The organism is Aliivibrio sifiae (assembly GCF_002954715.1).
Lineage (GTDB): Bacteria > Pseudomonadota > Gammaproteobacteria > Enterobacterales > Vibrionaceae > Aliivibrio > Aliivibrio sifiae.
The window spans coordinates 1334394-1347758 of sequence record NZ_MSCP01000002.1; the positions used below are offsets into that span (position 1 = coordinate 1334394).

General features: G+C 36.1%; 12 protein-coding genes and 1 pseudogene. 6 read left to right on the forward strand and 7 right to left on the reverse strand.

What is annotated here, in order from left to right; all coding sequences use genetic code 11:
• Nucleotides 1–62: 62 nt before the first annotated feature.
• Nucleotides 63–1460 carry a DUF1254 domain-containing protein gene (locus BTO23_RS17115; RefSeq protein ID WP_105064120.1) on the reverse strand — a complete coding sequence of 466 codons (1398 nt, stop codon included), beginning with the start codon at nucleotides 1458–1460 and terminating at the stop codon, nucleotides 63–65.
• 166 nt (nucleotides 1461–1626) lie between these two features.
• Between BTO23_RS17115 and BTO23_RS17120 the strand changes: the two genes are divergently transcribed.
• The 3 genes from BTO23_RS17120 to BTO23_RS17130 all read left to right on the forward strand — a co-directional run bounded on the left by BTO23_RS17120 (nucleotide 1627) and on the right by BTO23_RS17130 (nucleotide 5265).
• On the forward strand, nucleotides 1627–2793 hold the full coding sequence (locus tag BTO23_RS17120; protein ID WP_105064121.1) for an anaerobic sulfatase maturase: 1167 nt from the start codon (nucleotides 1627–1629) through the stop codon (nucleotides 2791–2793).
• Nucleotides 2794–2896: 103 nt separating this feature from the next.
• The gene (locus BTO23_RS17125) at nucleotides 2897–3835 is read left to right on the forward strand and encodes an endonuclease/exonuclease/phosphatase family protein (RefSeq protein ID WP_061012541.1); all 939 of its coding nucleotides are present in this window, start codon (nucleotides 2897–2899) and stop codon (nucleotides 3833–3835) included.
• A 560-nt stretch (nucleotides 3836–4395) separates the two neighbouring features.
• On the forward strand, nucleotides 4396–5265 hold the full coding sequence (locus BTO23_RS17130) for a sialate O-acetylesterase (protein WP_105064122.1): 870 nt from the start codon (nucleotides 4396–4398) through the stop codon (nucleotides 5263–5265).
• 125 nt (nucleotides 5266–5390) lie between these two features.
• Here the strand turns inward: BTO23_RS17130 and BTO23_RS17135 are convergent, their stop codons facing one another.
• Together BTO23_RS17135 and BTO23_RS17140 are read right to left on the reverse strand one after the other, a co-directional pair.
• Entirely contained in the window at nucleotides 5391–5648 is a 258-nt protein-coding gene (locus BTO23_RS17135) for a hypothetical protein (RefSeq protein WP_105064123.1), read from the reverse strand.
• Nucleotides 5649–5719: 71 nt separating this feature from the next.
• Nucleotides 5720–6246: pseudogene (locus tag BTO23_RS17140) on the reverse strand (recombinase family protein).
• A 918-nt stretch (nucleotides 6247–7164) separates the two neighbouring features.
• Here BTO23_RS17140 and BTO23_RS17150 point away from each other — a divergent pair.
• Nucleotides 7165–8106 carry a YeiH family protein gene (locus tag BTO23_RS17150; protein WP_170066764.1) on the forward strand — a complete coding sequence of 314 codons (942 nt, stop codon included), beginning with the start codon at nucleotides 7165–7167 and terminating at the stop codon, nucleotides 8104–8106.
• A gap of 116 nt (nucleotides 8107–8222) precedes the next feature.
• The gene (locus BTO23_RS17155) at nucleotides 8223–8861 is read left to right on the forward strand and encodes a hypothetical protein (protein ID WP_105064125.1); all 639 of its coding nucleotides are present in this window, start codon (nucleotides 8223–8225) and stop codon (nucleotides 8859–8861) included.
• A 34-nt stretch (nucleotides 8862–8895) separates the two neighbouring features.
• On the opposite strand, the gene BTO23_RS21415 is transcribed toward BTO23_RS17155, so the two are convergent.
• Nucleotides 8896–9045: a hypothetical protein gene (locus tag BTO23_RS21415; RefSeq protein WP_155643429.1), complete on the reverse strand. Its 150-nt coding sequence runs from the start codon at nucleotides 9043–9045 to the stop codon at nucleotides 8896–8898.
• A 168-nt stretch (nucleotides 9046–9213) separates the two neighbouring features.
• Nucleotides 9214–9879 carry a tRNA (adenine(22)-N(1))-methyltransferase gene (locus tag BTO23_RS17160; RefSeq protein WP_105064126.1) on the reverse strand — a complete coding sequence of 222 codons (666 nt, stop codon included), beginning with the start codon at nucleotides 9877–9879 and terminating at the stop codon, nucleotides 9214–9216.
• Nucleotides 9880–9979: 100 nt separating this feature from the next.
• On the opposite strand from BTO23_RS17160, the gene yidA reads away from it, so the two are divergent.
• Nucleotides 9980–10789, forward strand: coding sequence for a sugar-phosphatase (yidA, locus tag BTO23_RS17165; RefSeq protein ID WP_060992763.1), 810 nt, complete (start codon nucleotides 9980–9982; stop codon nucleotides 10787–10789).
• A 102-nt stretch (nucleotides 10790–10891) separates the two neighbouring features.
• Here yidA and BTO23_RS17170 read toward each other — a convergent pair whose 3' ends face one another.
• Both BTO23_RS17170 and BTO23_RS17175 read right to left on the reverse strand, forming a co-directional pair.
• Complete coding sequence (locus BTO23_RS17170; RefSeq protein ID WP_061029125.1) at nucleotides 10892–12190, reverse strand: MFS transporter; 1299 nt, start codon at nucleotides 12188–12190, stop codon at nucleotides 10892–10894.
• 38 nt (nucleotides 12191–12228) lie between these two features.
• Complete coding sequence (locus BTO23_RS17175) at nucleotides 12229–12966, reverse strand: glycerophosphodiester phosphodiesterase family protein (protein WP_060992761.1); 738 nt, start codon at nucleotides 12964–12966, stop codon at nucleotides 12229–12231.
• Nucleotides 12967–13365 lie beyond the last annotated feature (399 nt).

Genomic DNA, 13365 nt, shown 5'->3' on the forward strand with positions numbered 1-13365 from the left:
CTAACAAAGTAAAAAAGAGCACATTAAACACAATCAATGTACTCTTTATTGAAAATGAAAATTTATTGTTTAACGACTTGAGGGAGTGCGTAGGTATTATCTAATACAGCTTGAGTTGGCTCATACAAACGTAAGTGCAAATAGAAATCATCTTTTGGTGCTGGTAACCAATTACAACTTGCATCCGTAGGTTTACGGTTTTGGATACATACGGTTAATGATCCATCTTTGTTGTAGGTAAGTTCATCTTTTCTATTCGTCGATACTGAGTAACGATCAATGCTGTTTGGCACCATAAATAAGTGCTTCGCATCATACATAGTTAATGACCAAAACTCTTTCGCAGGTGCGTCAGCAGGCATGGTCATGCGGTACTTGTTTTTTCCTGACAATTGCTGATCGTTAGAATCCGTATAGCGATTTGGATACAGCGCACGCTCTTTAGTATTCAAACCCGCAGCACGGAAGTTAATACTGGCACGGCTCAGGTAATCGTTACCATAGCGCCCGCCTTCGTACATCATCGCCCAACCGTTATTTTTAACGCCTAAATCACGACTTGCGTATTGAATAATTTGTGGTGCCACATTTAATGCACGCAGTAAACCTTTTTTCTGATCTGCCGTTAAATCGTCAGCATTAAATGGCTTATCACCACCAATGCCAATGTACTTAAATTGATCAACTATTGCCGCATCGCCTGCTATCGGGTTTGCACGCAGTTCGCTATCAATCAATTTAAACCATTCCAATCCTTTTGGTGGCGCTAATCGTGAAATACCCGTTTTAGCGTGAGTTAATTTAACTGGTTGATGTGCTTGCCCTAACTCTGATAATGGATAATTGATAAATCCATCATGAACTTTTAAAGCAGTAGGCAGATCTTTATCACCAAAGACACTGGTGCGTTGAATATACCAAACTAGCGGTGTTCTTGATTCTATGATCCCATCAATCCCATCAGGAATTCCGTCCTCAAGGCCTTTCCATCCTTTATTGACTAAAAGATATTTCCCCCCATTTTCACCGACATTTTCTTTAATTAAATTACCTATCGCTTCTGAGTAATCATCCAGCAGTTGTACAATAAAATAGCGATTATCCGTTGGTGGAATTTCAATCACTAATGGTCCAGTGTCATTCAAATTAATATGAGATTGAGAATACAGGCTATCGTTATTCACCGTTGGGACAACTTTATCTTCAGGACCCGCTAACTTAAGGGTTTTCCCCATCATATTTAACGGTGCCGCGCCATTATCCATTGGGGCATCTACATTGGTCGAAGCGGCTCTAACTTGTGCAACCGTTAGTGGGCCAGCGCCATAAATAAAGGCCTGTAATCCTAGGGTATAGGCTAATTCTTCTTGGGGATTAACTGGAGTGAGTTGTGCCGCAAATACTGCAGTACTGCTTAATAAACTACTCGTAATTACTGTTGCTATGAGTGCCTTTTTCATAGTAGAACCTCTATTTATAAATATCGTTCCAGATTAGCGACTCTTAATAAAGAAGAACAATTGAAAGAATGAATATCCTTTATTAAAAAATGCAATTCGACTATATCTATATAATTAATTAAATTAATAGACATGAATTATAAGTCATCAACAAGGTAATCAAATAATGTCTGTATCCCCTACCACAACTACAATGCCTTATAGCCTATTTATTAAATCTGAAAGCGCAAAATGTAATCTAGATTGTCATTATTGTTATTACCTCAAAAATGAAGACAAAAAAAAGCCCGGCATAGATAATGAGACATTAGAAAAAATGATCATCAATCACATGCACTCTCAACCAAGCAAAACCCCCGTGGTTGATTTTATTTGGCATGGAGGAGAGCCAATGATGCGTGGTCTTGAGTTTTATCAATTGGCCATTCAACTACAGCAACAACAAAACTCAAACATTCCAATACAAAATACCATTCAAACCAATGGCACTTTAATTAATGACCGTTGGGCTTCGTTTTTTGCTCAAAATAAATTTATGATTGGGATCAGTATTGATGGCCCACAACTAATCAATGACATTGCTCGTATTGATAAATCAGGAAACTCATCTTTTGAACGAACCATGCGTGGCATACGTCACTTAAAAGATCACCATGTAGAGTTTAATACTCTAACGGTTATTAATAATAAAAGTTACAAGCACGGAAAAACAATTTATAACTTTTTAAAAGACAATGGCAGCAATTACCTACAGTTTCAGCCTTGTATTGATCATGAAATGGATCGTCGTTTTGATTACGATTGGACATTATCAGGCAAGCAATGGGGACAATTTTTGTGTGATATTTTTGATGAATGGGCCGCCAATGATATTGGTAAAACCTATGTACAATTTTTTGAAAACTGCTTAATGATACTTATGGGCCACCAAAGCCAAATGTGCCACCACGCCGATACTTGCGGACAACAATTAATGATGGAGTCTAATGGTGAGGTATTTAGTTGCGATCACTATGGCTATGATGACTATCAAATTGGAGATATTCATCAGGATAACCCCTCATTAGCACACATGGTGAGTTCAAAAGAACAAATAACATTCGGGCAAGATAAACACGACTCGCTAAGTCAAAAGTGTCAACGTTGTGATTTTAAGCCTTTATGTAATGGTGGCTGTCCAAAAAACCGAGTGGATAAAACCAATAATGGTGAAGATCATAATATATTATGTGAAGGGTATGAACTATTTTTCAAGCACGCACTACCCGTGATGCTAAAAATGGTTGATACAATGAAACAGGGATATTCTCCAATCCATTATCCTATGTTTTAAATATACTTTAAAAACATCACGCTAATTGATTAAAAAATAACACTTAACTTATTTATCACCCATACTAATAAGTGCGACCTCGCTTATGAATGGGTGTTGAATAATGATAAAAAAACAACTTTTGATTTGCTTTCTACTGCTACTGCCAACTTTATTATGGAGTGCTGCATCGAATTTTACGCATACTTGGTGGGTTGAAAATATCACGGGTATTCCCAGTATTATCGTCGGAGTTTATTTTTTATTTTTTCTCCTTCTATTACTTTGCCGTTATTATCTTTATTCTTTCTTCTGTTTATTGCTCGCCACCTTGTGGTTATATCAAACCCCATCACAACACTACATTACGTCATCCTGCGTTGATCCTTTAAAAGTGCTGCAATATAACCTTTATTACACTAATCCTGACCTCACGCCTTTTTTAAATTATTTAACCAAAACGGACATAGACCTCGTTGTACTTCAGGAAACGTCCCCTTGGCATGGTGAACGATTCATGGCATTGATTAATAATTACCCTTATCAATTTGGCGGAGCTCCAACATTAGGTTATCCAAGTGGGCAAATGATCATTAGTAAACAACCGTTAAATTTGCGCGCTCAAAACACACCCGCAGGTCATTATATGATTAGTGGAATATGGCAAAGCAGCGAAGAACGACCAGTTAGTTTATATACAGCGCATCCTCCCTCACCTAGAACTAAACAACTATGGCACGAAAGAAACGCATTAATTGGTAGTTTAGAGCGCTTAGCTGATTACTCCCCCTATGCTGATACCTTGATAATTGGTGATTTCAATTTATCAGCCAACACTAAACGTTTTAATACTATTTATAATGACTACCACACAGCCCCAATACAAAGCTGGCCAAGAGAACTTAAAGGCATTTCCATCCCTTCATTTACTCGTATCGCTATTGATCATCTATGGATAAAAAATGCGGAATCCCCCTCATTATCGATCTGTAAACGAGAAGTGTTACCTCAGTTTTCAGGTTCAGATCATAGTGCGGTAATTACGTATTTATCAGTACAATAAATCCACCTAATCTGCTTTACCTGGTATCTCCCTTTCCGCCCACTTAGTATAATGTAGTAGTCTAATAGTTCCGGACAACTCTATAAGTTTTAGTTATTATGTCACTAGAGGTGAATATGGATAAGAAAAATATACGCAGAACGTTTACCCTTGAGTATAAACAAGATGCTGTTAAATCAGTTACATTAAACCTTTCAGAACGAAGTGAGTTAGAGCGCTTAAGAAAAGACACTCAATACTTATTGATTAGACTATCTTGTTTAGTTAATTATCAATTTAGGTCATTACAGAATGACTTTCACCCGAAATGAATCGAAATTTCATTTTATGTAAATCGAACTGAAATCGTTATAAACTTTCAACCACATTTAGGGATATATTTTTTTGATTTACATCTAAAAAGCGGTTCTATAAGCTTTTTTGGCTACGAAAGAATGGGGTTTATAGGCTAACTTACAGACTTAACATAGTGGAAATAATGAATACCAGTATAGTGACAGGTGATGATAATTTCTTGCCTTTCCTTTATAATACTCAAATTAAAATATTGAGAGTTATACATGAAAAAAATTATTTTATCTTCTATGGTCTTTTTCTTTTATGGCGTACATGTTGGCCAAGATAAACCATTTCCTTACAGTGAAATAAAGGCGATGACATCGTTCTTTAAAGGTGTATTAGCTCCTCAGCCTGAGATTGGTAGCTTTGGCAGAGTGATATCTATGCCTGACAGCGTTCAGGTTGAGTGTCCTACACAGAATGAAAAATTAGGTGTAATTGTTGCCTTTGGTCAAAGTAACTCTGCCAATCAGGCTGAGTACAAATATACGAGCCAAGAACTAGAGGGGGTAGTTAATTTTTATAATGGTAGGTGTTATCAAGCGAAATCCCCTTTATTGGGAGCTACAGGTTTAAGAGGTGAGTGGATATCAAAAACAGCCAAGAATCTTATTGATAATGACGTATACGATAAGGTTGTTGTGATGTCTAGTGGTATAGGAGGTACTCCGATTATTCGTTGGGCCAGAGATAATGACTTGAATCAAATGTTTTTAAATGAACTGCAAAAAATATCAGAAAAATATGTAGTTACAGATATGATTTGGCATCAAGGCGAAACAGATAAAAAGTATACACCTACTGAAGCATACGAAAATATGTTCTTGAGTATGAAGGAAACTATCACAGAGGCTGGAGTTAATGCTCCTATCTTTATATCTATTGCTAGCGTTTGTGGTTCGAGCTTCTCTTATCCAAATAAAGTAACTATGGCTCAAGAAAATCTGGCGAAAAAAAATAATATTTACCTAGGGGTTAATACCGATAAGTTGATACCTCCTGATATGAGGTTCGATGGCTGTCACTTCGATAAAGCAGGACAAGAGATTGCGGCTAGAGTTATGGCTGAATCAATAAAAAATAGCAAATAGCAAATAGCAAATAGCAAATAGCAAATAGCAAATAGCAAATAGCAAATAGCATAATCTTCGTTATCTGTACTAACAACTAGAAAACAAAGGTCGCTTAAATTGGTGACCTTTTTTCTGATACAACATCACCGCAACTGCACATCAATTTTTTGAAAGCACATCTCCCTGGCTTGATTGACTAGATTATCCAATCGCCATATTCTAAGATCTGCAACCCGACCATGACGCACAGCATAACCAATGCCATTGACTTGAACGATACCAATCAGATGGAATTTATTTGGAAATTCAGTGGATTCTTGAGCAAGAATTTTCGTCATGGTTTTGGCTTCAGCTAACCGACGAAACTCCCCATCTTTGACTTGATGAAAGACAATTGACATACATAATGACAATTTATAAATTATATATATTAGCTCTAACTACAATTAATTATTATATCAACTTTCAACTTTCAACTTTCAACTTTCAAAACACTATAAACAGTCGTTCGACTACAACTCAACTCTTTACTGATCGCGTTCTTATTCATCCCCTCACTCGCAAGCTCTTTAATGCGATTATGAAGCGCTTATTATACCTTCTGCTTTAACGTGTTCTCAGCCCTCATTACAGCGCTGTAAGACGCGTTTTCTTTCCATTTCTGCGAAAGCTGGAATAGTGGTATAAATCACTCGCCTACATCAGAATTAATATCGACATTACCGAGATCGTGAAATATCAAACCAACACCTTTCGCTGATAAGGTATCGGCAATTTGAAGAGCATTAATGGTATTACGAGCCAAGCACTCCACTTTCATGACATGAATAATATCCCCTTCACGAGAGAAATCGATCATCGCATTTAATTGGCGCGCTCTGAATCTTTGCCACTGGCATTTTCTTGGAAGATTTTTTCACAGCCTAATCGTTCAAGTTGTTCAACCTGCAAATCGAGAAATTGGTCGCTTGAGCTAACTCTTGCATAACCAATAAGCATAAATATCATCTAAAGGTGTTCAGTAAGATTCTATTTATATTATGGTCATGTTTTTTATTAAGCTGTAGGACTTAATGAACAGTTTGAAAGCAGGATTTAATGGCGCATAAAAACCGGAGTACATATTTCGAACTGAGGATGAAACATAAATTATTACTATAGTCATGCAGAGGCTTTTTTCTATGATACTCTTGATATAGAGCCAATTTATCAACCATTTTTACGGTATTTCAAAAGTAGAACCATCTTTAGTACTAACAAGGTTTGCAAGAAAAAATTCGGAGGTTGAAATCATCGAAAGCACAATTCAAAACCTACAATTGTCGTATCAATTTGACGGTATCTAGACTTGTTCATCTTTACTTCACGTACCATCATAGAGTATTGGATTACGGGAGATCAGAGAAAAGACGAATGGTTGAATGTAATTATGACTAGTTATACTGTGCTAATTATACAATCGATACAATGAATATACATAAGCCGAACGAAATTAGAGCTCTAGCAGACTTATGAATAAAAAACTTGTCAGCATAACAATGGAATTATGTTTTCTACAGATGTACCAAATGCAATTAATCTTAGGTTTAGCGGCATATTCAGATATGAACGAAGGTACTTTAGATAATCTCAATTTCCTATTAAAAAATTTCAGTGAGAAAGAATACAAAGATGACCAAAATAATATAATAAAATGGTTCAAAAAGTATACCGAAGTACTCATATAATATAAAGAGTGTAAGATCCTTAAATTAAAATAAACTTTTAATTTAACCAGTGTATTACGCTGAAATTTAATCTTAGAACAAAACCCTTAAAAAGGTTAAGGTTTTTTTAACTCTATATATGGAATTATTAAACTTACTAAACCTAAGAAAAGTGATATCTTTTACTTTCCTGTGCCTAAGAATAATAAACATGACTTATAATAAACAACACTTACAACATTACTTTCCTTTTTATCTTGCTGCCCTACTAACATTAACCCCTTGGGTTAGTTCTCCTACCGCTTTAGTTATGGGTTTTGCTCTGGCAAGTTTTGGTTTTGTACCCACGACCTTTGCATTGGGAAAAGTCACTAAAAAACTGTTAGCTTACTCTATTATTGGTTTAGGATTTGGCATTCAGCTGAATGAAGCAATAGAAGCAACCTCAAATGGGATTGGTATTATTTTATCAACGATTGTTGGTACATTAGTTCTGGGTTGGCTGCTCGCTCGACTCATGAAACTTGATAAAGTGACTGGGCATTTGATCGCATCTGGTACTGCGATTTGTGGCGGTAGCGCTATTGCTGCAGTTGCCCCTGCGATTAATGCCGATGAAGAATCTACAGGCCTTGCTCTGGCTACTGTATTTGTATTGAACTCAATTGCACTCTTTATTTTCCCTGTCATTGGACATGCATTAGAGCTAAGCCAACACGCCTTTGGTACTTGGGCAGCTATTGCGATTCACGATACTTCATCCGTGGTTGGTGCCGCCTCAGCATACGGCGAAGAAGCGTTAAAAACCGCAACAACGCTTAAATTAGCACGTGCATTATGGATTGTTCCTGTTGCCTTTATTAGTGCTCTACTTTTTCGTAGCAACAGTAAAAAAATCACGATCCCTTACTTCATCCTCTTTTACTGTTTAGCAATTCTAATCAACGATAACCTGCCACAATTCCAAATGGTTTATAACGGTATTTTTGATATATCAAAAAAACTATTAGTACTGTGCCTCTTCTTTATTGGTTGTGGGATTTCCATTGATAAAATCAAATCAGCAGGAGCTAAACCGTTGATCTTCGGTGTACTTCTTTGGGTTGTTATCTCTACAACCTCTTTGCTTTATATCATGAACTATATTCAATAGAAACTTACAGAATGGCAACTCGCGTTTATGGAATCCTATTTTTAATAAATGAGTACATACTATGCTACTGAACTACCCTATAATGATAAATTAGTTAATAAGTATTAGAGGTAGCCATGATGTTTTCTTATTCAAAATCCGCTGACATAAAAAAAATCCAAAAAGGACTATTACAGTTTTTTATTCAATGTCTTGTTGTTGCTGTTGCCTACTTAGTCATCCGTACTGACATTATTGTTTTAAAGAATGAGCTTAGTGAAAATTCATTAACTGAATATTACCAACAGATCTTATTACTTATTGTTGCTTTTTCTTTTAGCTACATCGCTATAACCAATAAAGAAGCACGCTCTTTTTCAATTCTTATCATTGGGTTTTTTAGTTGTATGTGCATAAGAGAGAGTGATGGTGTTCTTGATGAGGTTTATCATGGTTTTTGGCTAGTTCCGGCTCTAATCGTTACTTTTACGTGCATTTACTTTGCATTAAAAGATAAGAAAGGTCTTCTATCTACCGCGGCTCGATTTTTCGATAGCCGTTATTTCTACACGTTAAGTTGCGCCTTAGTTATTGTTCTGGTGTTTTCTAGATTAGCTGGCATGGGTTATCTGTGGCAAACGTTACTTGATGATCACTACATTCGTACAATAAAAAAACTAGCAGAAGAAGGAACTGAACTACTAGGTTATTCTCTGCTCGCTTATAGCGCACTAGGCTTTGGTATTGAAGTTCATCGCCTTAATAAAAATTCATAATTTTATCTAGCTAACGGCAATCGTCGTTAGCTAATTATTCATTCAATGCCTCTGCTTTCATCGCAAAATAACGGATCATTTTAACAAGATCTGACTTACTTATTTCTTTTAACGTTAATGCGACTTCTACATCTTTTTTTATCGTCTTGAGCAACACTTGCTTTCTCAAACTTTCACTTTGCATACTGAACTCCGAACATTAACATGCTCATTTAACCGCTAGAATGTGTGCTAAGTATAAAAAGTAATAAATACAATTTATGTAGGACATATCCTAAAAATGAATGGCACAAGTCTATAGCTTTAACGAAGCATTCCAATAGCATATTAAAAGGTTAATAAATTCAATGTGCTAAAATAGCAACATAGAATTCCTTAATCTTAAATACAAGTCACTAACTCCATTCATTCCTTTAGAGTTCTCTTCTATTCTTTGATAATGAGAAATCGCTTTTTGCAAATACTCTTGATGATTTACATCTGACAAATCCCACATTTCAGAACCGATATTAGTCAGAGGGATAGCCGCTTGATTACTGACATGAATAATTTCATAAAAGCGTTTATTTTCTTTAATTAACGTTTCTGAGACTAAACCAAAACCCATATCAATTAACTCAGTTCTCACTTTGTAATGATGCAATACAGGGCACAAGATAAACTCTAACTCGGAATCTTGATTACATAATTGAATGGATCGAACTAATTCAATTAATAAATCCCCCCCGACTCCGGCGATAATAATCAGATTTTTTTTATCTGAGACAATAGGCAAATTTGCCACATCCATGCAGTGCACTTGCCATTGAGAACTGACATTTGAGGCATGTTTTTGCAACTGAGACTCGAGTTCAATCATCAATCCATCCACGACGTCAACAAAGTGGATCACACTTTTTGGTTGTGAAGCCAATAAGGCAGTGCCTAACTGACCATGATCACAGCAGCAATCCCAAATATGATCATAGTGCTTGGTAACTTTATTTTTAATAGTATCTAAACGAGAACTTAATTTCATGGTTCAATATCGGTAGTGAAAATCAGGCACAGTATATAGTATTTTTTTCACAAAAATCAGGTAAGCTACCTCAAGATAATTTAACCAAATGGTAAGTACTATGTATAAACTGATCGCATTGGATATGGATGGCACTCTGCTTAATTCTGATAAGCAAATCTCAGCCGAAAACAAAACCGCTATTGCAGCTGCTCGTGAAAAAGGGGTAGTCGTCGTTTTAGCCTCTGGCCGCCCACTAAACGGCATGAAGCCACAACTAGAAGAACTAGGCATGACAACAGAGGACGATTACGTTCTTAGTTACAATGCATCACTGGTTCAAAAAGTGAAAAGCGAAGAAGTTATCCGTAGCCAAATAATTACAGGTACAGACGCAAAAATCATTGCTAAATTAGCTAAAGAACTGGGAGTTCACGTCCACGCCTTCTCACAAGAAAAAGGGCTAATTACACCACAATTAAATCATTACACCGAACATGAATCAAGCATCACTGGCATGCCAATTACAGTAATTGATTTCGAAGAGTTAGCAGACGACGAACAAGTTATGAAAGCGATGATGATTGATGAACCAGAGCTACTTTCTGCTGCTATTAAACAATTACCTGTCGCTTTATATGAGCAATTTACCATTGTACAAAGCGCTCCTTTCTTCTTAGAGTTTTTAAACCCAAACAGTAATAAAGGCGTAGGCGTAAAAGCATTAGCAGACCATCTTGGCATTACTGCTGATGAGGTTATTTGCATGGGTGATGCGGGTAATGATTGGCATATGATTAAGTATGCCGGTCTTGGTGTTGCTATGGAAAATGCCACTGACGATATAAAAGAAATCGCGAACCACATTACCGTAAGTAATAACGATCATGGTGTAGCAAAAGTAATCGAAGAGTTTGTATTAAACGTTTAATTCTAAATAAATAGATTCATAACAAAATAAACCCCAGTATAAATTACATATCATATACTGGGGATTTTATTTACTATAGGGATCTTGTCTTAAATCACTAAACTACGCTTCTGATTCAACCAACTTTCCTTCTTGATCATCACCGCTGTTTTTCTTTTTCAGAGAGATAAGGATCAGTGAACATATCATACCAAGTACCGCAACAGTTAAGCCAATACCAAAGATCATTTGATATGCTTGAATCGCAGGATAAGTATCAATAATCCAACCATTTAATGCGTATGCCCAAAACACTGATGCATAAGCAGCAAATGAACCAACACTCATTGCTGAACCACTGTAGTCCTTTGGTACACCCGCTTCAGCTACCGGTGCTAAGATAATTCCTTTAGCTAAGAAGATACTGAAAGAGAAGCACATTAACAACACCATGTTCATCATTAGCATGCCTTCTGTTTTAGGCAGTGCAATCGTCACACCCAAACAAATTGCCGTTAAACCCAAAGCAAAAAACATCATTTTAATTGAAGATTTAAATACGAAATCAGCAATAGATCCGGCAACTAAACCAGCAACTACTCCCATTGCACCTGTATTAATAATACCGAAGATAGCGGCTTGTGCTGTTGATAAACCAAATACGGCTTGTAGGTAAGGCACTGTATAAATTAGCGTAATATAAATCCAATATACTGTTAGAGAAGTAATCGCAGCTAACCATACTGTTGGCATTTTTAGTACATGAACTAACCCTTTTAATGCTTCTTTGTTTTTGCTCTCACCTTGCTTAATTTCCATGTGATTATCTGGTACAAATTTCCATACACAGAAAATCATTGGAAGGATAAGTAACGTATAGAAAACAATTGCGCCTTGGAATACAAGGATTGAACCACCAACCAACGCCATGATACCAACGATAACAGCATTCATACTCATTTCAGCAGCACGGCGCACTGATTCTAGTAACCCAAACGCCATGCCTTTGTTTTTATCGCCAGACATTAAGGTAACGCCATTAACGACTGATGGCCAAAAAGCAGCATCCACTAGGCCCCAAATACCGGCAATCACAACCAAAATACTGAATCCAGGTTCTAAGAAAATGATGGTCATCATACTCAAAAAACGTATCGTCAGGCTGGTAATTAAAATGGATTTTACTGAAAAACGGTTATTGACCCAACCTGCTGGTATATAGAAAAACATTGCAGAACCAATTAGGGTAAATAAGATCCCCATTTGGGTGTTGTCTATTTGTAGCACTTCTAAAAGTAAGTTATAAAACGTACCTTTAAATGCTTCAAACGCAGAGTAAATGATTTGTCCTGACATCACGACAGAGAAAAAACCAAACAGCTGGTTTCGACTCGTGAAGCCTATTTTTTCAAACAAGTTCATAGTGGTAATCCTTTCACGTTATTGTTTTAATTATTATATTAAGCTTTATATTTCGATGGGAATTTATGTGCGATATCAGTACAGATACCATCAACACCCCAATTAAATAACTCGTTTGCACGAGCCAAATCATTTACCGTCCACACATTTACTTTAATTCCTGACGCTTTAAATTTATTTACCATTTCACGAGTTAAGCCCTTCTCTTCAGGGTGAATGTAATCGGCTTGACACCATTCAATGATTGAGTTCCAATCATCCCATAAGTTATGACTTTCAAACAAACAAGCAACTTTACTTTCAGGGCTTTTACGTTTGAATTCAGACAATACTAAGTGGTTAAAACTTGAAATAATAAGCTCACGTTCAGGGTTTAACTCTTTAAGTGCCATGATCAAATTATCGATCAATAAATGACTTAATTTAGCACTTGCCGAACACGATTTAATTTCAATATTTAAATTCAATTCTTTTTCGTTCGCTAATTTGATCAATTGTTGAACAGTTGGTAAACGCTCATCAATATAATCATCACTAAACCAACTTCCAGCATCAATAGAGTTCAAATCGGCGTGGCTAATATCACACAATCGGCCACTTTTATCTGTACAGCGATCTAACGTATCGTCATGAGAAATAATCACCGTGCCATCTTGTAGAATATCAACATCACATTCAAACCATTGAACACCATGGTCTTTACATAATGAGAAAGCAGAAAGCGTATTTTCGGGAGCCAGAGAAGACATACCACGATGAGCTATTAATGTTTTCATTGTTAACCTATTTTACGTGTTAGAAGATGTGAAGGATGATAACGCTTAGATCATTTCATAAATGTGACAAGAACAGATAAAATGAGCATTCGAACGTTCGAATAGGAACTTATTTCATTTTTTGCCTATGGGTTAACAATATTAATATCATTAACTTTAATTTTTTCGATATTAAAGAGAGCAGAAATCAAACAAGTTACCACCCTTCAGAATTTATCTTCTTAAATTACAATTAATAACTGAATAAATAACAATAAATACATCGAGATTATTTATGTATTGAAATGGCAATTACGGCAAAGATGAAGGTAACATACGATTAATAATCGTTAGAGCACGATCAAAATCATACGCTTGTAACGCCTTAATTAATTGTTGCTCATCGCAATCTAAATTGAC